18 protein-coding genes and 1 riboswitch are annotated in these 20,584 nt (G+C 45.0%); of the genes, 11 read left to right on the forward strand and 7 right to left on the reverse strand.

What is annotated here, in order from left to right; all coding sequences use genetic code 11:
- Nucleotides 1–116 precede the first annotated feature (116 nt).
- Entirely contained in the window at nucleotides 117–926 is an 810-nt protein-coding gene (locus ON006_RS26715; RefSeq protein WP_244821243.1) for a T9SS type A sorting domain-containing protein, read from the reverse strand.
- 171 nt (nucleotides 927–1,097) lie between these two features.
- Here ON006_RS26715 and ON006_RS26720 point away from each other — a divergent pair, with 171 nt between their 5' ends.
- The 5 genes from ON006_RS26720 to ON006_RS26740 all read left to right on the forward strand — a co-directional run bounded on the left by ON006_RS26720 (nucleotide 1,098) and on the right by ON006_RS26740 (nucleotide 9,081).
- Nucleotides 1,098–2,921: a sensor histidine kinase gene (locus ON006_RS26720; RefSeq protein WP_244821244.1), complete on the forward strand. Its 1,824-nt coding sequence runs from the start codon at nucleotides 1,098–1,100 to the stop codon at nucleotides 2,919–2,921.
- Nucleotides 2,922–2,999: 78 nt separating this feature from the next.
- Nucleotides 3,000–5,642 (forward strand): valine--tRNA ligase, encoded by a 2,643-nt coding sequence (locus tag ON006_RS26725; RefSeq protein WP_244821245.1) that lies wholly within the window; start codon nucleotides 3,000–3,002, stop codon nucleotides 5,640–5,642.
- 259 nt (nucleotides 5,643–5,901) lie between these two features.
- Nucleotides 5,902–6,897 carry a class 1 fructose-bisphosphatase gene (gene fbp / locus ON006_RS26730; RefSeq protein WP_244821246.1) on the forward strand — a complete coding sequence of 332 codons (996 nt, stop codon included), beginning with the start codon at nucleotides 5,902–5,904 and terminating at the stop codon, nucleotides 6,895–6,897.
- Between the two features lie 37 nt (nucleotides 6,898–6,934).
- Nucleotides 6,935–8,272, forward strand: coding sequence for a DEAD/DEAH box helicase (locus ON006_RS26735; protein ID WP_244821247.1), 1,338 nt, complete (start codon nucleotides 6,935–6,937; stop codon nucleotides 8,270–8,272).
- A 68-nt stretch (nucleotides 8,273–8,340) separates the two neighbouring features.
- Nucleotides 8,341–9,081 (forward strand): tetratricopeptide repeat protein, encoded by a 741-nt coding sequence (locus ON006_RS26740; protein ID WP_244821248.1) that lies wholly within the window; start codon nucleotides 8,341–8,343, stop codon nucleotides 9,079–9,081.
- 56 nt (nucleotides 9,082–9,137) lie between these two features.
- On the opposite strand, the gene ON006_RS26745 is transcribed toward ON006_RS26740, so the two are convergent.
- Nucleotides 9,138–10,220, reverse strand: a complete 1,083-nt coding sequence (locus ON006_RS26745; protein ID WP_244821249.1) for a YncE family protein — start codon at nucleotides 10,218–10,220, stop codon at nucleotides 9,138–9,140.
- An 11-nt stretch (nucleotides 10,221–10,231) separates the two neighbouring features.
- On the reverse strand, nucleotides 10,232–12,214 hold the full coding sequence (locus ON006_RS26750; protein ID WP_244821250.1) for a TonB-dependent receptor plug domain-containing protein: 1,983 nt from the start codon (nucleotides 12,212–12,214) through the stop codon (nucleotides 10,232–10,234).
- An 8-nt stretch (nucleotides 12,215–12,222) separates the two neighbouring features.
- Nucleotides 12,223–12,420, reverse strand: a riboswitch (cobalamin riboswitch).
- A 62-nt stretch (nucleotides 12,421–12,482) separates the two neighbouring features.
- On the opposite strand from ON006_RS26750, the gene ON006_RS26755 reads away from it, so the two are divergent.
- Genes ON006_RS26755 through ON006_RS26765 form a run of 3 tightly spaced genes read left to right on the forward strand, consistent with a single transcriptional unit; the run spans nucleotide 12,483 to nucleotide 14,227 of the window.
- Complete coding sequence (locus ON006_RS26755; RefSeq protein ID WP_244821251.1) at nucleotides 12,483–13,397, forward strand: DMT family transporter; 915 nt, start codon at nucleotides 12,483–12,485, stop codon at nucleotides 13,395–13,397.
- A gap of 49 nt (nucleotides 13,398–13,446) precedes the next feature.
- Nucleotides 13,447–14,007 carry a thioredoxin family protein gene (locus ON006_RS26760; RefSeq protein WP_244821252.1) on the forward strand — a complete coding sequence of 187 codons (561 nt, stop codon included), beginning with the start codon at nucleotides 13,447–13,449 and terminating at the stop codon, nucleotides 14,005–14,007.
- 7 nt (nucleotides 14,008–14,014) lie between these two features.
- On the forward strand, nucleotides 14,015–14,227 hold the full coding sequence (locus tag ON006_RS26765; protein ID WP_244821253.1) for a hypothetical protein: 213 nt from the start codon (nucleotides 14,015–14,017) through the stop codon (nucleotides 14,225–14,227).
- Here ON006_RS26765 and prfA read toward each other — a convergent pair.
- Nucleotides 14,224–15,297, reverse strand: coding sequence for a peptide chain release factor 1 (gene prfA / locus ON006_RS26770; RefSeq protein ID WP_244821254.1), 1,074 nt, complete (start codon nucleotides 15,295–15,297; stop codon nucleotides 14,224–14,226). The genes ON006_RS26765 and prfA overlap by 4 nt on opposite strands.
- 141 nt (nucleotides 15,298–15,438) lie before the next feature.
- On the opposite strand from prfA, the gene ON006_RS26775 reads away from it, so the two are divergent.
- Complete coding sequence (locus ON006_RS26775; protein ID WP_244821255.1) at nucleotides 15,439–16,020, forward strand: hypothetical protein; 582 nt, start codon at nucleotides 15,439–15,441, stop codon at nucleotides 16,018–16,020.
- Between the two features lie 29 nt (nucleotides 16,021–16,049).
- Nucleotides 16,050–16,982 (forward strand): SAM hydrolase/SAM-dependent halogenase family protein, encoded by a 933-nt coding sequence (locus ON006_RS26780; RefSeq protein WP_244821256.1) that lies wholly within the window; start codon nucleotides 16,050–16,052, stop codon nucleotides 16,980–16,982.
- Between the two features lie 21 nt (nucleotides 16,983–17,003).
- Here ON006_RS26780 and ON006_RS26785 read toward each other — a convergent pair whose 3' ends face one another.
- Entirely contained in the window at nucleotides 17,004–17,882 is an 879-nt protein-coding gene (locus tag ON006_RS26785; protein WP_244821257.1) for an aldo/keto reductase, read from the reverse strand.
- 32 nt (nucleotides 17,883–17,914) lie between these two features.
- Nucleotides 17,915–18,271 (reverse strand): DNA gyrase inhibitor YacG, encoded by a 357-nt coding sequence (locus tag ON006_RS26790; protein WP_244821258.1) that lies wholly within the window; start codon nucleotides 18,269–18,271, stop codon nucleotides 17,915–17,917.
- A gap of 254 nt (nucleotides 18,272–18,525) precedes the next feature.
- Between ON006_RS26790 and ON006_RS26795 the strand changes: the two genes are divergently transcribed.
- On the forward strand, nucleotides 18,526–18,867 hold the full coding sequence (locus ON006_RS26795; RefSeq protein WP_244821259.1) for a single-stranded DNA-binding protein: 342 nt from the start codon (nucleotides 18,526–18,528) through the stop codon (nucleotides 18,865–18,867).
- A 107-nt stretch (nucleotides 18,868–18,974) separates the two neighbouring features.
- Here ON006_RS26795 and ON006_RS26800 read toward each other — a convergent pair whose 3' ends face one another.
- Nucleotides 18,975–20,459 (reverse strand): xylulokinase, encoded by a 1,485-nt coding sequence (locus tag ON006_RS26800; protein ID WP_244821260.1) that lies wholly within the window; start codon nucleotides 20,457–20,459, stop codon nucleotides 18,975–18,977.
- Nucleotides 20,460–20,584: the final 125 nt, after the last annotated feature.

Here is a 20,584-nt window from a genome sequence, read left to right on the forward strand (position 1 = left end):
CGGCAAATTTACAATTCTTACTAAATGCCAGCGTCATTGTGCTATATTTTTTACAATAAAAAAATCCCCTTCATTATTTCTAATCAAGGGGATTGGGCAAAAGGGCTTGTTTAAAATCAGGGTACAACCACCCGTTTCACAGTCCCGTCCTCATTTTGTACAACGGTTACAAACAAGGTCCCTTTTGTGTTTTTCTTCAATTCTATCTGCCCCACAAATTCTCCTTCAAAATCTTTAATTTCCTTTTTCCCAACCTCTTTGCCTTTAATGTCGGTCACTGTTATCGTCACATCGCCTTTGTCAGGAACGCTGAATCTAAGGTTGAGCATTCCATTGTCGGGGTTATTGGAATACACATTCAATGAGCGCACATTGGCCGGTTTCATCACTTCTTTGTCCCAGAACTCACCCATGTGGTCACCGAATTTTTCCATGTCATGCATGAATATTTTGGCTTTTGGCTTAAATTCCCTTTCAAAGTCCTTCATGTTCCGGCGGAATTTTTCGGTATTAACGTCCCAGTCCGCTGAAATATCATTTTTCCAGTGATACGCCAGTGCATCGTCATTGTCGCGATGGTCAATGATGACTTTTCTACGTTTTTTGGCAATGATATCTTCATCTCCATCGTCGACCGTGATCGAAATCATCTGTTTTTTCTTCTTGTCCACGCCTAATGAATCGAGTACCTTCTCCACAAACTTGTCACGTTCGTCGTCCGACATAGCGCCTACCTGATAGCTTTTTTCGATGTTTTTGGTTTTGCCATCTTCATCCTCCATCACTTTGATCCGAATGCTGGCTTTTTGTTCTTTCCCCTCAGATTTTGGCTTTTTATTTGATTGCGCAGTCGCTAAATTGGGCAGTACCGACGCTGAAAGTAGCATTGCAAACAAGGCCGGCTTGTAAAAATCAAGAGCTTTCATATGGACTTTGGGTTATGTGTATGAATGGATTACAAAAATATTATTATCGTTTTCCTGCCGTTGTTAAATAATGTTAAAAACATAATCTGCCGGGCCGTATGCGTTAAATTTGTTATCAGCAAGAATGTCGGTGAAATGGATAGTGGCGTTGCACCGGAGAAATGAAAATTTATGACAAAGAGGAAAATTCAAATTATAGTCGGTCTGATGTGCCTTGCATTGATAGGGCTCATTGGATTTCAATGGTACTGGATCAGGGAGGCGATTGCTATCCGCAATGATCAGTTCAATCAAAAAGTCTCCGAGTCGGTACAGGAAGTGGTACATCGCCTTGAAAAGCAGGAAATGATGTACCTGCTGCAAAGAAGAATTGAAACAGAACAACAGAAGAGCAAACTGGACCGCATTACGCAGCTCAGTAATATGCCCGTGAAACGTACCGCGCCCAGAAAGCCTGAGGCTGTTCGAGAAGCCAATGTACATTCACAGCCCAAAATGGAAATTGCGATCGGGCCAAACGGGGAAGAAATCCATTACCAGATCATTACCGAAGCCGTGCCTACCGACGTGCTCAGCCCTAATTTCCGGGTTATGGTGGATCATCAGCAACGTATCATCGAAGAATTTTTTCAGGCGCAGCAATATGGTTTGGCCGGCATCGACGAGTTTATGCGGAGACGGCTGGACGATGAAAGGCGGCTGGGGAATGCATTTCGTGGAGTAGCCGAAGCCGAAAACAAAAGGAATGGGACGAATGGAGTGATGCGGGATTCTTCGTCACGGAATTTTGCAAATCGTAAGGTCGCAATGCCGGATGCAAAAAATGGCCGCAAAAAGGCTCGGGCTTTGATCAGCTCCGGCGACCCTGACCGTGCCGACCTTCTGAAAGAGGTCATGAAAGATTTTATTTATACCAAAAGACCCATTGAGCAGCGGGTTAACCGTTTTCTGCTGGATACTTTGCTAAAAAAGGAGTTGATACAGAATGGTATTACGCTACCCTATGAGTTTGCAGTTCGCGGACAGTCTGCCGATAGTCTGATTTTTTCGACAGCCAGCCTGAAACCCAGAGATTGGGAAGCAAGGTCGTACAAGGCATCATTATTCCCGAATGAAACATTGAGCAGCCAAAATGCATTGTATGTCTATTTCCCTGACCAAAAACGGTATATTTTGAGCAATATGGGTGTGATGTTCGGCGGCTCGGGTATCCTGATCATTGTAATCATGGCTTGCTTTTACATGGCTGTCACTACCATTTTGCGCCAGAAAAAACTGTCAGACATTAAAAATGATTTTATCAACAATATGACGCACGAATTCAAAACACCCATTTCGACCATTGCACTGGCAGCGGAAATGGCGCAGGAGAATTCGGCTATGTTATCTCAGGTAAGCCCGGGATCACGGCTTCACCGGTACCTGGGCATTATCCGGGAAGAAAATAAGCGTCTCGGAACACATGTTGAAAAGGTACTGCAGATGGCACTTTTGGACAAAGGTCATGTGAAATTGAAGATCAGTGACGCCAATATCCATGATCTGATCGGGAAAGCATTAAATGGCCAGAGTGTGCAGATCGAACAGCAGGAAGGTGAGGTAGATATGGAATTTGAAGCGGTGAACGAAATCGTTGCTGCCGACGAGGTACACGTTTCCAATATATTGAACAACCTCATTGACAACGCCATTAAATACTCACCTGAAAAACTGCACATTAACATTAAGACCTGGAACGAAAATGACGGCATAGCCATTTCGATCGCGGACCAGGGTATCGGAATGAGCAGAGAGCAGCAACAGCGCATTTTCGATACATTTTACCGAGTACCTACCGGCAATGTGCATGACGTGAAAGGTTTTGGCCTCGGGCTGAGCTATGTCAAAAAGATGGTGGAAGCACATGAAGGAACCGTCCGCGTTCACAGTAAGCCGGGCGAAGGAAGTACATTTACAGTTTGGCTGCCTATCCGCAAAGAGGAAACAATAGTTTAGAAATTTCGTCTGCAAATCCTAACTTGCCGTCTTTTTAAGATGGCCTACTGCCTGTTACGGTAAATTTCTGACTGCAAAATGATTTCCAAAACTTATGCCCCCCAGGAGATAGAGGATAAATGGTATTCCTACTGGATCGAAAACAAATTTTTTCAATCCAAACCTAATCCTGACAAAGAACCCTATACCATTGTGATCCCGCCACCGAACGTCACGGGCGTGCTGCACATGGGGCATATGCTTAACAATACGATTCAGGATATCCTGATCCGGAAAGCCCGCATGGAAGGCAAGGAAGCTTGCTGGGTGCCAGGTACCGACCACGCATCCATTGCCACAGAAGCGAAAGTAGTAGCAATGTTGAAAGAGCGGGGTATCAACAAACGCGACCTTACCCGTGACGAATTCCTTGAATATTGCTGGGAATGGACGCACAAATACGGCGGTATTATCCTGAAACAACTTCGCAAGCTGGGCGCTTCCTGCGACTGGGACCGTACGCGCTTTACGATGGAACCGGACCTTTACGATTCCGTTATCGACGTTTTTATTGACCTATATAATAAAGGGGAAATATACCGAGGTCACCGCATGGTGAACTGGGACCCGCAGGCGCGTACAACCGTTTCGGACGAAGAAGTGATCATGAAAGAGGTGAACCAGAAATTGGTTTACCTTAAATATCCGCTCGTAGACGAAATAGGAGAAGCACTTACCGACGAAGCGGTCATCATTGCCACCACGCGTCCTGAGACGATCATGGCCGATGTGGCCATTTGTGTGAACCCGCATGACGAGCGCTATAAGCATTTAATCGGCAAGCAAGTTTCTATTCCGTTGATCAACCGCGCGATCCCGATCATTGCGGACGAATATGTGGAAATGGAGTTCGGAACGGGCTGTCTGAAAGTTACGCCGGCGCATGATGCGAACGATTATGTGTTGGGTAAAAGACACGATCTGCCCGTGATTGATCTGCTGAATGAAGACGGTACATTGAATGAAAAGGCGCAGATTCTGGTAGGTGAAGATCGTTTTATTGCCCGCAAGAAAATCATCAAGCTGCTGGAAGAATCGGGTAACCTGGTTAAAACAGAAGAATATAAGTCCAATGTAGGTCATTCCGAGCGTAGCAATGCGGTGATCGAACCAAGGATTTCGGAGCAATGGTTCCTGAAAATGGAGAAGATCAGCAAGCCTGCATTTGAGAATGTGATGAACGATACTGTTCAGCTGATACCGCCAAAATTCAAAAATACTTATCGTCACTGGATGGAGAATGTCCGCGACTGGAACATTAGCCGCCAGCTTTGGTGGGGCCACCGGATTCCAGCGTATTACCTTAATGACGGGACCATTATCATTGCGAAATCGAAACGGGAGGCGTTGCGTAAAGCGCAGCACGAGTACCAGCTGTTTGCATTGACAGAGGAAGACATTACTCAGGACCCCGATGTACTGGATACATGGTTTTCGTCCTGGTTGTGGCCGATTTCTGTTTTTAATGGGATCAAAGAGCCTGATAATGAAGAGGTAAACTATTATTACCCAACCAATGATCTGGTAACTGCTCCGGAAATCCTGTTTTTCTGGGTGGCGCGTATGATCATTGCGGGATATGAGTACAGAGGAAAATATCCCTTCAAGAATGTATATCTCACTGGTATTGTTCGTGATAAGCAGGGCAGAAAAATGTCCAAGTCACTGGGCAATTCCCCCGATCCGATCGACCTGATCGATCAGTATGGGGCGGATAGTATCCGATCGGGGATGCTTTTTAGCTCGCAGGCGGGTAATGACCTTCCTTACGACGATAAGCTGATTGAGCAGGGAAGAAATTTTGGAAATAAGATATGGAACGCATTCAGGTTGGTGAAAGGCTGGACCGTTGATAGTGAAATCGGCGCACCGGATGGTTCCAAACTGGCAGTACAGTGGTTTGAAAGCAAGCTGAACGAAACGATCACTGAGGTACAGGATCATTTCACGAAATTCCGTATTTCGGATGCATTGAATTCGGTTTACAAACTGATCTGGGACGATTTCTGCGCTCAGTACCTGGAAATGATCAAGCCTGGTTTCGAGCAGCCGATTGATTTGGAAACCTACGATTCCACATTGGATTTCTTTGACCGGTTGATGCGTCTTTTGCATCCATTTATGCCTTTTATTTCGGAAGAAATCTGGCAGAACATTATCCAGAGAGAGGAGAATGATTCGATATGCATTGCCAACTTCCCTCTGGCTAAGGATGTAGAGCAATCGTTATTGAATGACTTTGAAATTCTTTTTGAACTGGTTTCATCGATCAGGAATCTGCGCAATGCAAAAAATATCAGCCCCAAAATCGAACTTCCACTGGCCATTCGCTCAGAAACGAAGGAACGTTATCTGGGACTGGAACCATTGATCCGCAAGCTGGCTAATGTGGAAGCTATTCAGTTTGTGACCGAGGAGGCCGAAGGAACATCATTCAGGGTGAAATCGGATGAGTTTTTTGTAAACCTGGCCGACGAGCTGGATGTGGAAAGTGAAAAGGAAAACCTTCAAAGGGAACTGGAATACACCCAAGGCTTCCTGGATTCGGTGATGAAGAAGTTGTCCAACGAGCGTTTTGTACAGAATGCCAAAGGCGATGTGGTTGAAAAAGAACGACAAAAACAGGCGGATGCGGAATCGAAAATGGAAACATTGAGAGAAGCATTGGCAAGATTGAACTAAGAATATACTTTCATTTGATTTCCAGAGAGCGCAGGGCCCACGTCCTGCGCTCTCTGTTTTTCAGGTACAATTTCATGTCAGCCAGACATTTAAAAAGTGCAACACGACGACCTCTTAACTTATTCACCCTTAGGATTAATTGATTATTTTATTGAGCTAAAATTATATTAATTATTAAAAAATTTTATTAGCTGAAACTGTTTGGAAATATGAAAAATGAAGGCGTAAATTTCCCCGACTTATCACAATCTCAATGGTCATGGCTACAAAAACTGCACAAGAACTCGCGCTACCGGTCGGTGTTACATTAGATCGCTTCATTATGCATAGCCAAAGTGCATTTCCCTACGCGACAGGTGAATTGTCCCAACTTTTGCGCGACATTGCCCTCGCGGGAAAGATCATTAACAGAGAAATTAACCGCGCCGGATTGGTGGATGTGGCCGGTGGAAACGGTACCGAGAATGTGCAGGGAGAAAACCAGCAAAAGCTAGACATTGTAGCTAACATTCGCTTTATCAGGGCTTTGAAAAATGGTGGTGAGGTTTGCGCCATTCTCTCGGAAGAGGACGAGGACATTATTCACACCGGTAATAACCACGGGAAGTATGTAGTAGCCATGGACCCGCTGGATGGTTCGTCCAATATTGACGTGAATGTTTCGATCGGGACCATTTTTTCGATCTACCGCCGGGTAACGCCGATCAACGGGCCGGCGTCTATTGAGGATTTTCTCCAAGGCGGCAGCAAGCAGATCGCGGCAGGTTATATTTTGTACGGCTCGTCCACCATGCTGGTTTACTCGACCGGTGATGGAGTGAATGGGTTTACTTACGATCATTCATTGGGTGAATTTATTTTGTCACATAAAAACATCCGTTCGCCCAAGCATGGAAGCATTTACTCTGTGAATGAAGGGCATTACAACACCTATCCGGCATTTGTTCAGAATTATATCAATCATTGCAAAACAAAAAATTACAGCGGCAGGTACATTGGTTCACTGGTGGGGGATTTTCACCGAAATCTGCTGAAAGGCGGCATTTACCTTTATCCTTCCACGAAAAAAGATCCGAAAGGCAAGCTGCGCCTGCTATATGAATGTTACCCGTTGGCATTTATCGCAGAAAAGTCGGGAGGAAAAGCAACCGATGGTTTTGGTCGCATCCTCGACATTATACCCACGTCATTTCACCAGCGCTCGCCGATTTACATTGGCTCCTCGGCCATGGTTGATGATGTTGTGAAGAGCTGATCACCCGTTGCAGTGTTAGTTTTCGTACCTTTGCCGGATGCAGACTACGCAAAACAAATTCGAGCAGTTCAAGCTTAACCGTCAATTACTCAATGCCATTGAGGAAGCGGGCTATACCGAGCCGACGCCAATTCAGGAGCAGGCGATACCGCTGGCATTGTCAGGACAGGACATTCTTGGCATTGCCCAAACCGGTACCGGGAAGACCGCAGCTTATACATTACCTTTATTAATGCGCATCAAATACGCTCAGGGCGAACATCCGCGGGCGCTGATCATGGCCCCTACCCGGGAGCTGGCGATGCAGATTTCAGAAGCAATTATCCAGCTTGGAAAATATACCGATATCCGTACTGTGGTACTCTTCGGCGGAGTTGGGCCCAAAACACAAATCGAGAATTTAAGAAAAGGTGTCGACATTATTGTGGCCACACCTGGCAGGTTTATGGACCTTTATTTTCAGGAGGAGGTGATCGTAAAACACCTGAACGTAATGATCCTGGACGAGGCGGATAAAATGATGGATATGGGTTTTATGCCTCAAATCCGCAAGTTGCTGGAAATTATTCCCCGAAAGAGACAGAACATGCTCTTTTCAGCCACATTCTCCGAAAAAGTGGAAAAGCTTTCCCACGAATTCCTTGAATTTCCGACCCGTATTGAAGTAACTCCGCAGGCTACTACCGCCGAAATGGTGGCTCAGTCGCTGTACGAGGTACCTAACTTTCGGACTAAAATAGCCTTGCTGACCCACTTATTACAGGACCGTGAAACGTTTAACCGTGTGCTGGTTTTTACGAGAAGCAGGGAAGTAGCCGGACTTGTCCATCAAAATTTGCTGGGGCGAGTAGTACGAGAGGAGGAACTAAGGGTAATCCATGCTAATAAAGGACAAAATACGCGTACGAATGCAATGGATGCATTCCGGGAGGGCTCAGTAAGGGTAATGGTTGCGACGGATGTAGTAGCAAGAGGCATTGATATCACAGAGGTAAGCCACGTGATCAATTTTGACGTGCCGTTGATTTATGAGGACTATGTTCACCGCATTGGCCGGACGGGCAGGGCAAACCATATCGGGCAGGCTATTACATTCATGACAATGGCCGATGAATATCACATTCGGAAAATTGAGAACATGATCCGCATGGAAATTCCGCGAAAGGAATTGCCGGAAGATCTCGAAATAGCGTCAACTCCAACATTGGAGCGACAAGATATGCTCAGAGAAATCGATAACCAGAAAAGGAAAGAAGACCCGACATTTTTAGGGGCATTCCATGAGAAAAAGAAGGTGTACAGACCTACTTCTAAACCCTTAGCAAAGGGTGCGCAAGGCAGAAGAAGTTCGCCAGGAAGAAGTAAACGAAGATAATGCAATACAATTCCAATAAATCCGTTTAACTTGGACAATAGAAAACCTGTTCTCTATTTAAGTTATTTATGAAAGAATCTGTTGTTATTTGGCTTGCTTTTTTAGTACCTGTATTTGGCTATGCTCAAAATACCCATCTTGCGAGCGCTGGCCCAAACACGGATACGAACGTTGCCCAAAAGCGGCCGTTAGAGTTAAAAGAAAGACGCGTACTTCCTTTGTTCGGGGAAATTAGCAAGACCTCAGAGCAGATTGACGAAGAAATCCGGTTCCTGAGTGAATGCGACAAATCGTTTACAAGCCGTACTGAAGCGAGCAGTTTTTTCGCAACGCGTGCCTGGGAATATCTTCAGGAAGGATCACTGGATACAGCCTGCTATCGTTTCAACCTCGCCCATTTATTGAATGATAAAAATGTGGAGGCTTATTGGGGCCTGGGCGTAGTGTCCTATCAGCGTGAAAACTGGGTGGATGCCAAGCGAATGTTGAGCCGTGGTATCGGGTTACAGGGAACAAATGTGCCTTTGCTGGTCGATTTGTCTACCGTGGATCTGAAACTATACGCGATCACGAGCCGGAAAGAGGAATTGGATGAGGCGGGTGAATTGTTGAAGCACGCAGTAGCGTTGGATTCTACATATGCTTTGGGGCAATATAACCTGGCTCTGTTGCATTACAATCTCAACGAGCTGGATAAGTCCTGGGAGCACCTTCATAAAGGCCGAACGTTGGACCTGTCGCAAATGAACCTTGATTTCGTAGAATTGTTAAAAGCCAAAATGCCTGATCCGCAAGGATTTTTCAAATAGGAATTTTAGCTTAATGATATGCAAAGGGTGCCCGAAAATTCGGGCACCCTTATTTTTTATTTGAAAAAGAAGCCAGTAGGGGCTACGCCCACCTTAACAGAGTCAACCAAGCTCCCGTCGGCACGGTAGCGGACTGCATATCCCGCCTGCGCGAATGAAGGCGTTACCCCCGCATAGATCAGTCCCTGAGATGGATCAACCGTCAGGCCAGTGAAATTGCGTTTGATAAATGGAGTCGTTACATTGATCTGAGCATCATTGACACCGAACTTGTATGTTTCTCCGTGGCTCAAATAATTTGCGTCAAAATAAGACAATACGAAGAAAACGGTTTTGCGATCAGAGCTGAATGCAAAATTTGAAGCTATTTTGGTAGCGTTAGTACCAATTGTCAGTGTTGCCTCCGTGACATAAGTATCCGCATTCAATTTCAATGCTTTGATACCAGTATTGACCCAAAGCTTTCCGTTGGCATCAATACCGATCGGGTTAGGTGCGATGTCCAAAGGAACAGACTTCTCAATAATGTTTGTCCCGGTGTTGATAACATACAGGTTCTTGTCGGTACCGAACGAAGTGGTTCCTACGAAAAGCTTTCCTGCATTGAAAACCATATTCTCAGGGCCGGCTGCAATATCAATTTTCCGGGTCACTTTGTTGGTGTTCAGGTCAATGACAGCGATGTAGCCCGTTTTGAAGGTATAGCTAGCATTGGTGCCCCAGCATGAAACGTAAGCGGTATTGTTGCTTCCGATCACAACTTCGCGGGGGTTTTCTATGTCCGGCGCGCCAATAGTCGCTTCCGATTTAAATGTATTGCTATTAATGATCTCAACCTTATCAAGGCCGGCAGCTGAATTATCAACCAGTATCAGACCTTTTTCGCCCACCGCGGCATAACCCTGTACGCCGCCTTTCAATGCAGTACCATTCACTTTGGAAAAAATATCAGCCTCCGAAACAGTTTGCTCTCTTACAAAGAAAGAAATAGCTCCATTGTTCTGTGAAAAATTACCTTCATTGATCACAAATACACCTTGTATATAATCGCCTTTTGGAGCTGGATCGCTTTGGTTACACGACCAGGCTAAAATAGATAAGGATGTTACTGCTACTAATCTGGTTAACTGTTTTTTCATTTTTGTTTTATTTATTGAAAGAATTTGGTCTTCGAATCGTAACTCATGGTCAAACTTAACGCAAAACTCCTTCCCGGCATCGCATTGTTTCTGACATTTAGGTAAAATGTATTGGTAATATTGTTGACCTGCCCCTGAAAACGCATTTTTATTTTATTCAAAGAAATTGTCGTTTCGGCCAGTAAGTTAGCCAAGGTGTAACCGTTCAGGAACTGCGAATTATCAAAAGTGCTGAACCGCTTGCTGATGGTCTGTACCTGGCCTGTGATCCTGGTATTTTTATATTGGATAAATGCATTCCCATTACCTGAATGCATCGGGACGAAAACCAGCTGCTTGCCGACAATGTCGACGGAATAAGCATCATAAGCTTTCTCCTGCGAGCTTTTGTTCAATGCATATCCCAAATTGATCCCGGATTTCCAGCTTTGAAAATGATTTCTCCATCCCAGTTGCAGTTCAATTCCCCGCGCCAGTACCTGCTGCAAATTCTCCACGTGATAACTTTTGGAAGGATTCCAGTAAGTCCAGTCCCTGACCCGGTTATGATAAGCGGTAAGTGAAGTGGTGAATGTTTGATTAATACCGGCGAGGTAGCTCTGTTCCAAGCCTATCTCCTTGTTCCAGCCACTTTCCGGTTTAATGTCCGGGTTGCCAAGTTCTTTCCAGTATCTTTCATTCAATGTGGGTACACGGTAGCTTCTTCCAACAGAACCCTTCATTTTTAAGCTGTAATTAATGTTCTGAAGAAGCTGATATTCAGTACCAACTGATGGTGTGAATGGTGGATTGAAACGCGTCATAAATGCCTGGCGCATATTGGCGGACACCAGCCAGTGAGGCGTAGCCTGCCAGCGTGTGAGGACATAGAGGTCACCCCGGTTTTCGGTAATGAGCGATTTTCCATAACCAGCCACTTGTGCCCGGTAATGGGTCCATTCGCCTCCGACCTTCATTTGAATGTTACTTCCCGACTTCCTTAAATCCCATTGAAAATCCTTCTCAACCCGGCTGGAAAACTTGTCTGCCACAGCATGGTCGAGCAAGGCATAGTCGCCTTTCGCATAGTCAATCACGTCCCGCACCCAGGCAGTTCTGAAAGTCAGATCTTTGATCCGGTAACGCAGCATTGTACGATAGGCCTCCGTCTGCGTAAGCTCCCTACCTGCCTGGTCATCAGGTGTGAGGGTTAACCGGTTAGACGTTAGCCACACATGTACGGATATTTCCTGGTCATTTTTGGATTGAAAAAACAGATCCTGAACGATACCTTTCTGTGAGCTTTCAGATGGTAGCAATGTATATTTTCTTCGCTCTGAATACGGGAAATCGTTATTCATCCGGCCGAAGTACAAATTGGTTTTCCCGGAAAAATTCCATTTGTCGTTTATGGCTGCTGCATACCGGCCTGTGTATTGCATTTGGTGATTACCGAAGCTTTCCTGCAGTCTGCCAAAGGATTGGTGCATACCTTCATGGATTGCATTACTATTCAATAAAATGCTGCCGCCGACTGCATCACTGCCTACTACGCTCGCAGATGAGCCATATTGAACAGACAATTGGTCAAAACCGGCAACAGGAATGGTGGAAAAGTCACTTTGGCCAAGTATCGGCGAATTAATGTTCAGCCCGTTCCATAACACTGCCGTATGATTAGCCGATGTTCCCCGAAAGGAAGCGGTGTTCAGCTGGCCGGGGCCGTAATTTTTAAATGCAATGGGTGTATAGAGTGAAAGCAGGTCGCTGATGTTGCCAAACCGGAATTGTGTCAATGTAGCAGAATCTATTTTCTGTATTTTGAGGCCGCTCATGAATCTCTCAGGAACAAATCCTTTCACAGTTACCGGTTCCAGTTGCACGCTATCTTTCTGTGCCAAAAGATTCTCCGAAAGAAAAATGCAAATGGATACAGTAACGGCCATGAAAAACCACCGGTCAATGATCACCTGGGCAAATGGATGAATTGGGCAAATATCCCTTTGTTTTTCCACCGAAAACAAAAGTTTAGAATCATTATGGCAGGTCTCCTGGCTCGTCTTTTGATCCCCGGCCTTCCCGTTTTACAGTGGCCACGAAGATTGGATCAATTGGAACAGACTTACAGTTGCGGGGACAGCTTCCGGTTTACCACGGAATTCCCTATTAAGCCTAATTGCTGCTGAGGCAGCGCTATGGCACCAAACGCCACAAAGATAAGCAATTGGAAGGACTTTCGACTGTGTAGGATATGCGCTATATTTGGGGCAAATCCGTTTGTTTTTGGCCGCTACTACTGACAACCTCCCTGCAACCGCTTCCTTTAAAGGCATTTATCTCATGCTGGGAGCGGCCTTTTTCTTTGCATTGACCTCCGCGATTTCTAAATGGCTGGGTAAGGAGTTTCACATTGTACAACTTGTGTTTTTTAGAAATATTGTCGGTGTAGTTTTCATCATTACCAGCGTATGGCGACGGCCGATGCGACAAGAAGGAGGTAAATTGGGACTGCTGATTTTCAGGGGAGTAGTTGGAACATTGTCGCTTTATATGCTTTTCTACGCAATTCAGACGCTGGGACTGGGCCGCGCTTCTACCTATCAGTATACCTATCCTATTTTTCTGGCTTTGTTTTCTTGGCTGTTGATCGGAGAAACGCTCAATTCCAAGGAATGGGCAGCTATATTTGTCGGTTTCACCGGGATACTCTTCGTCTTTCGTCCCGATCTGTCCATTTCCATGCGGGACAATGCACTGGGGCTGGGTAATGCGTTGCTCACCGCCATTTCATATCTGTCGATCCGTCAATTGGGTGTGGTGTACGATACCCGGGCGATTATTCTGTCCTTTATGCTGAGCGGGATCATCATGCCAATACTATCCATGTTGGTAGGGACTTACTACCCGATGGAACATCTTGATTTTTTGATAGGTACATTCAAATGGCCTGAAAATGTATGGCAGTGGCTGGGCTTTCTGGCGCTGGGATTAACCGCATTAATGGGCCAGAAAATGCTGACACAATCATTCACATTTGATAAAGCCGGAAGAGTGGCAGCCGTCGGTTATTCCAATATTCTTTTTTCAGTCCTGATCGGATTTTTGATGGGGGAATCCATTCCGTCGCTCTCGACGATTACCGGAATGATGCTGATAGTGATCGGAGGGATATTGGTTTCTTTTGCCAAAAGCAGATAAACAATTTTTTTATGCTGAAATTTGTTTCCCAAGAGAAATCAAAAAAATCATGAAACAATTCATAACTTCTTCACTTCTTGTTCTGACGCTGCTAGCGGTGTCTACCGGCTTCAAAGCAGACTCTGGCAATCGTCCGGCCGAAGGAATTCAGTGGCTGACCATTGAAGAAGCTTATGCGAAAATTCAGAAGGAGCCGCGGAAGGTACTAATTGATGTTTACACGGACTGGTGCGGATGGTGCAAAGTAATGGACCGGGAGACGTTCAAAAACAAAGCAGTAGTTGAGTACGTGAACAGAAAATTTTACGCGGTAAAGCTGGACGCAGAACAGAAAGAAGCCATTACATTGGGAGATAAAAAATTCAAATACCTGGCTGAGGGCGGAAGAGGGATTAATGAAATAGCATTGGCGCTCACCAATAATCAGCCCAGCTACCCCACGACCGTTTTCCTTGACGATCAATTCAATATGATCCAGCCACTGCCCGGCTATATGAAAGCCAAAGAATTTCACCAGGTGATCACATTCATCGGGGAAGATTATCACAAAAAAGAGGATTTCGACACCTACAAATCCAAGACTTATGCTGGGTTGTATCCCTCAAAATAACTAACCGATGAAAAGACCGGTGATTACAATGAACATTATCAAAGAGGACATTGGATACAGTGCCCATACTTTGATTCAGGGTAAGTTTATTGGAACAGAGGGAGACGATTTTGAAGATTTGAAAACGAATATTTTAGAAGTAGTCAATCTTTCGTTTAAGGATCAACATTTCACTTACCAGATGGAAGACATTGTTATTAAACGGGACTTAATAATCTAAACCGTTTCCCCCTCCTGCATCCGCTCTGCGTTTTCAGCGATTCTTAGTCTTTCGATAAATTCTCCGATATCGCCCTCCATAACAGCCGGAAGGTTATAAACCGTGTAACCAATGCGGTGATCGGTAATGCGGCTTTGTGGATAATTATAAGTACGGATTTTATCAGAACGGTCGCCACTTCCCACCATTGACTTGCGTTGCGAACTGATAGCATCGTTATGTTCCTTCAATTTGATCTCATAGAGTCTTGACCGTAAAACGCTTAGCGCACGGTCCTTGTTTTTGAGCTGAGAACGCTCGTCCTGGCAACTTACCACCAGTCCCGACGGAATGTGGGTCAGCCTCACCGCAGAATAAGTCGTGTTAACCGACTGTCCTCCCGCACCTGACGATTGGAAAGTATCCACACGCACGTCATTCATATTGATCTGCACATCCACTTCTTCCGCTTCCGGTAATACTGCTACTGATGCTGCCGATGTATGGATTCGGCCCTGGGATTCCGTTTGCGGTACGCGCTGAACCCGGTGTACACCCGATTCAAACTTCATTTTTCCATAAACGTCTTCGCCTTCGACTTTGCAGATAATCTCTTTATATCCGCCATTGGAACCTTCGGTAAAGTCCATAATAGAAGCGCGCCAGCCCATTTTCTCAAAGAAACGCTGATACATACGGAATAGGTCTCCGGCAAAAATCGCAGCTTCGTCGCCACCGGTTCCGCCTCTTACTTCGAGGATAATGTTACGGCTGTCGTTAGGATCTTTTGGAATGAGCAATTCCTTGATCGTTTGTTCGAGTTCTTCCAGTTTCGGGCCTAGCTCGTCGAGCTCCTCCTTCGCCATTTCTCTCAGTTCCTCATCCTTTTCAGTCGCGATCAGTTCTTTCGTGCCAGCGATATCTTTTTGAAGTTTCAGATACAATGCATATTGCTCCACAATCCGGCCCAGATCCTTATATTCCTTGCTGATTTTGGAATAACGGGTAGAATCCGACACAATTTCCGGTTGTATGATTTGTTGCGAAACTTCTTCGAAACGTTCTTTTATGGCTTCTAATTTATCGATCATTTTTATTGAATATCTTTGGCACGACTCATTCGGGGCACAAAGATACGCATTTTAGGCAAATGAATGTTTTTCAAACGTTCGGCGTAACTTGTGAACATCAACCGGTTGAATGGTGTGGAAGAATTGTTAATTGATCAGAAAATGAAAAAAATACTGTACTGCGGCATCATGGTGATTTTAATGACCGGATGTGATCTGGGAAACCGCGTAGAAAATACCAAAGAATTAAACAAGGAGATCAAGGCGACGCAAATCAAGCGGGTTACCAATACGCAGCTGATTTATTCGGCAGATGAATGGGGAAAGAAAATTGCCCAGATAGCTGAAAAGTCATTGAAAAGCGAGCTGAAAAAGAACCCTGAAAAAGCAGGAGAGCTTTGTAAGAATGTAGGAGCAATCCCTGTAATCGCGGCTTTACAAAAAGAATACGGTGTTAAAGTGGAACTTCTGGGAGTTGCTGACCTTAAAAACCAGGACCTGGCGGTAAAGGAAAGAGAGATACTCGATGCATATTTGTATAGTGCCAAAAATAAGTCAGTTGCGAGCGATAACCTGCAACAACTGAGTGACACATTATTGGTTTACAATGCACCCGTTTCGGCCGAAAGCGATGTTTGCAAAACCTGTATGAAGGGTCAGGAAATACCGTTTGCTGTTTGGAGGCTACTTTTTAACAAAAAAGAGATCATTAGAAAACTAGACGCCAAGCAATTGAAGGATTAAATCATATCAACAATAAGAAAGGGGTTTTTATGAAAAGGGTTCAGTATTCTGGTTTCAATAAAAAGGTATTCAAAAGCTATCTGGTAGCAGTTGCGGCTGTGATGATGGCCATATCCAATGCATTTGCACAAAACAATATGCTCGTCTTTCAGTCAGATTTCGGCTTGAAAGATGGTGCCGTTTCGGCAATGAAAGGCGTGGCAATGGGAGTCTCGCCGGAACTCAGGATATTCGACGTGACCCATGAGATACCGGCTTACAATATTTGGGAGGCATCGTATCGATTGGTGCAAACCGCGCCCTACTGGCCAAAAGGCACCGTTTTTGTTTCCGTAGTAGATCCGGGAGTAGGTACTGAAAGAAAATCTGTGGTATTGCTGACCAAATCAGGGCACTACTTTGTCACGCCCGACAATGGTACACTCACATTGGTAGCTGAACAGCTTGGTATAGAGGAGGTTCATGAAATAGATGAAGCGGTTAACAGACGTAAAAACTCGAACGAATCCTATACTTTTCACGGTCGCGATGTGTATGCGTTTACCGGAGCGCGGCTTGCTGCGAAGGTGATTTCCCTTTCTCAGGTAGGGCCGAAGTTGCCTGGCAAAATCGAATCCATTGCCTATCAGAAGCCGTCTTTTGAAAATGGCGAAGTGTCAGGTGGAATCCCTATTTTGGACATTCAGTACGGTAATGTGTGGACTAATATTGACAAAGAGGTTTTCAATAAACTAAATGTCAAAATCGGGGATGACGTTCATGTGCAGGTTTTTCACCTGAAAAATAAAATTTACGAAGGCAAGGTGCGGTATGTAAACACCTTTGGAGAGGTAAAAGAAGGGGAGAATGTGGGCTACTTTAATAGCCTGCTCAATTTTTCTCTCGGAGTCAACATGGGAAGTTTCTCAGAGAAATATAAGGTTTTCAGTGGAAATGAATGGAGTATTGTTTTGACAAAATAGCAAACAATACTCCATCGTAATCTATTGTTTCCCCACAACCTGATATATTTCGTACCAGTCCTGGTGGCTTAGTTTGATATCAGATGCACTCGCGCCATTTCTGATCCGCGTTTCCGATAATGAGCCGATTATAGGCAATGTACCCAATTTCATCAGCCAGGCGACAGCAGTCTGCTCGATATTAGCGTCATATTTTTTGCCAATTTCTTCCAGCTTGCTTCTTAGCCTCACAGCCTTTTCGTCGGTACCGTTCAGGATTTTTCCACCTGCGAGCGGCGCCCATGCCAGCGGTTTGCTGAAACTCTGTTTGATAAAATCGATCCGGCCATCCTCAATCGCCGAAGTGTTCATCAGGTTCAGCTCGATATGGTTGGTAACGATCGGGATTCTCAGATATGAAGCCAGTAGCTGATGCTGGAAAACTGTAAAGTTCGCCACACCGATATGCTTCGTTTTCCCTGCTTTCACGATTTCTGCCAGTGCAGTAGCAGTTTCTTCGGGATCAGACAGAAAATCGCTTTGGTGCAAAAGAAAAATATCCAGATGGTCGGTATTGAGCCTTTTCAGCGAACCATTGATGCTATTCACAATGTGGTCCCTGGAAGTGTCATAATAAGTCAGGTACTTGTCATCAGACTTCCTGATACCGCATTTGCTGAACAGAACAATGTCCTCCCTCTTGAAAGACTTATTTTTAATGATCTTACCAAAATGTTCTTCAATGGTAAAATCCCCGTATACGTCGGCATGATCAAAAGTATTAATGCCCAGTTCGAGACATAAATTAACTGTTTTCTCAATCTGCGAAGTGGTAACCGCACCTTCGTCCGTCCATCTCCAGAAACCGTAAATCGCTTCTGATACTTTGGGCCCGGAATCACTAAGGCTAACTTTTTTCATGCTGTGGCTGTTTGAATTCGGTGCAAAAATATTTATTTATCTAATCGCTTATCTTTTACGATCAGATAAAAATCGTTTTCGAGTTCGAGATAGCCATAATCATAGACAAAATGATAGATACTGCCTTTCAGTGTCGGGCGGATACTCGTGATCAGGTTAAAGTCAAATCCTTTGCCAGCCAGGGCGATCTTGGTTGTCTTTGATTTCTCGTCGGGACAAAGTTCTTCCAGTATCCTGCGGTTTTTGCGGAGTTGATTGTTCATATTCCTTACAATGTTGTAGGAATCTGAATTCAGCCGGTTGTTGTAGCTGTTCCGGCACATATCCGAGCAGAATTTCTTATCTACCCTTCCCATCAGAGGTTTCCCGCATTCCAGGCAATTCTTCATTCTATGTTTGATTTAGCTCAAATCCGTGATTAGCGAACCTGATTCAGTGTGTATATGAACTCGTTGCGCAATATAGCAAAATTCATTTGTAGGTGATGCAAAAGCAATTTTCCGTTTGCAAGCGGTTGTAAACGTTTTTATATGACTGTAAGTGGTAAATAACCGAATTACATTTTGTCGATCCTGCACATTTGCAATGTCGTTTCTGATGAGCGACTCAAATAAAATCATTCATCATTTAACTATTGAAGAACATGAACTCAGTTAAATTAATCGGCAATGTAGGACGTGATATCAGCGTAAAAGAATTCGATGGGGGTAGAGTGGTCAGCTTCTCGCTGGCAACCAATGAGACGTATATCAATAAGAACAAGGAAGAAGTCAAAAATACGCATTGGCATACCATAGTGGCTTGGGGACAACTTGCGCAGCGCTGCGAAACATTGGTTGAAAAGGGGAAAATGGTGTCCGTGGAAGGTCGCCTTAATTACCGCCAGTTCCAGAATAAAGAGAATCAAACGGTTCGGGTCGCCGAGGTCGTGGCTTTTAAAGTCGAGGAGGTTATCAAAAACCAGGAGGCAAATGTATTACAGTAATGTTTCGTGATACATTTGAAGGCCTGCCTGCAAATTGCGGATTAGTATTGCCTGGTCTCTATCATCTTGCCTTGATCAGAGAGAAGATTATAGAGACCAGGAGTACTTTATAGACTTTTTTCGAGGGCAAGTTTCCAGTTGCCGTATGCTTCTTTTGTTGCTTCTGTCACGCTGGCATCAGGCTCGATGGTTCTAAGGGCTGTCAGTCCCACGAACGCTTCCTGACGGGTCTTATAATAACCAAGACCGAAGCCAGCGGCGCGCGCTGCTCCCTGTGCTCCATCGGTATTATAAAGTTCGACGGTAGCGCCTGAGACATTTGCAAATGTCTCCCGGAAAACAGGGCTCAGGAACATGTTGGCTTCTCCGGCACGGATATTTTTCAGTGAAACTCCAACCGTTTCCATGATTTCCATTCCGTAGTACAACGCAAAAACAATACCTTCCTGCGATGCCCGTGTGTAATGATTGAGGCCGTGTCTGCTAAACTGAAGCCCTTTGAATGTGCTTCCCGGATCTTGGTTTTCCAGCATTCGCTCGGCACCGTTACCAAATGGAAGACAGAATAGCCCGTCTGAGCCAACAGGTGCTTTTGCAGCGAGAGCGTTCATTTCAGGGTAGGATATATTGCCCTGGAAAAGTGAATTGCGAAGCCAGCCATTCAGGCTACCGGTTCCGTTGACGCAGAGCAACACGCCGTAACGTGACGATTTTGCGATAGGGTTAACATGGAGGAATGTGTTAACTCTTGATTTTGGGTCAAATTTGATCTGATCGCTAACCCCGTAGACTACGCCGGATGTGCCTGCGGTCGCGGCCACTTCGCCAGGTTCAAGCACATTCAGTGAGAATGCATTATTAGGCTGATCACCTGCACGGTAAGTAACCGGGATTCCGGCGCTAAGGCCTAATTCAGCAGCGGCAGAAGCAGAAACTTTACCTTGCTCAGCAAAAGTTGGAAGCACGGCAGGGAGTATTTCCTGATCAAAACCGAAGTAGTCGAAAAGGAAATCAGCAGGGCGTTCATTGACAAAATCCCAGAAGATACCTTCGGACAACCCCGATGGAGTGGTTACAATTTCGCCGGTCATTCGGGCAGCGAGATAATCTCCTGGAAGCATGAATTTGTGAACTTTTGCGTATACCTCCGGTTCGTTTTGTTTTACCCAACCCAGTTTGGAAGCGGTAAAATTACCTGGGGAATTGAGCAGGTGAGGCAGTACATATTCCTCTCCCAATGAATCCATTGCTTTGTTACCGACCTCTACGGCGCGGCTGTCACACCAGATGATGGATGGTCGCAACACATTCATGTCTTTATCAACAACAACCAATCCATGCATTTGATATGAAATCCCGATAGCACCAACTTCCTCAGGGGAAATTCCAGCGGTTTTGATGACAGCCTGCGAAGCGAGGCACGCATTTTCCCACCACATTTCCGGCTGCTGCTCCGCAAAGCCAGGCTTTGGTGCGGCAATGGTCATTTCCCGTTCAGGATAAAATGCTGAGGCAGCGACGGCCCCCGAATCTGCGTGAATCAAACATGCTTTGACGGATGAACTGCCTAAATCGAATCCAAGGAAATACATTTTGCTTTGTTTATTTTGATTGAAATGCTTTAACCGATTAAATATAAGTGCTAGGAAGTACAAAAATGTTCAAATAAATTTTAGAAAAGAAGTTTATTAAGTGTAATATTCACACTTAATGTAAA

It is taken from the genome of Dyadobacter pollutisoli, assembly GCF_026625565.1.
Taxonomy (GTDB): Bacteria; Bacteroidota; Bacteroidia; order Cytophagales; family Spirosomataceae; genus Dyadobacter; species Dyadobacter pollutisoli.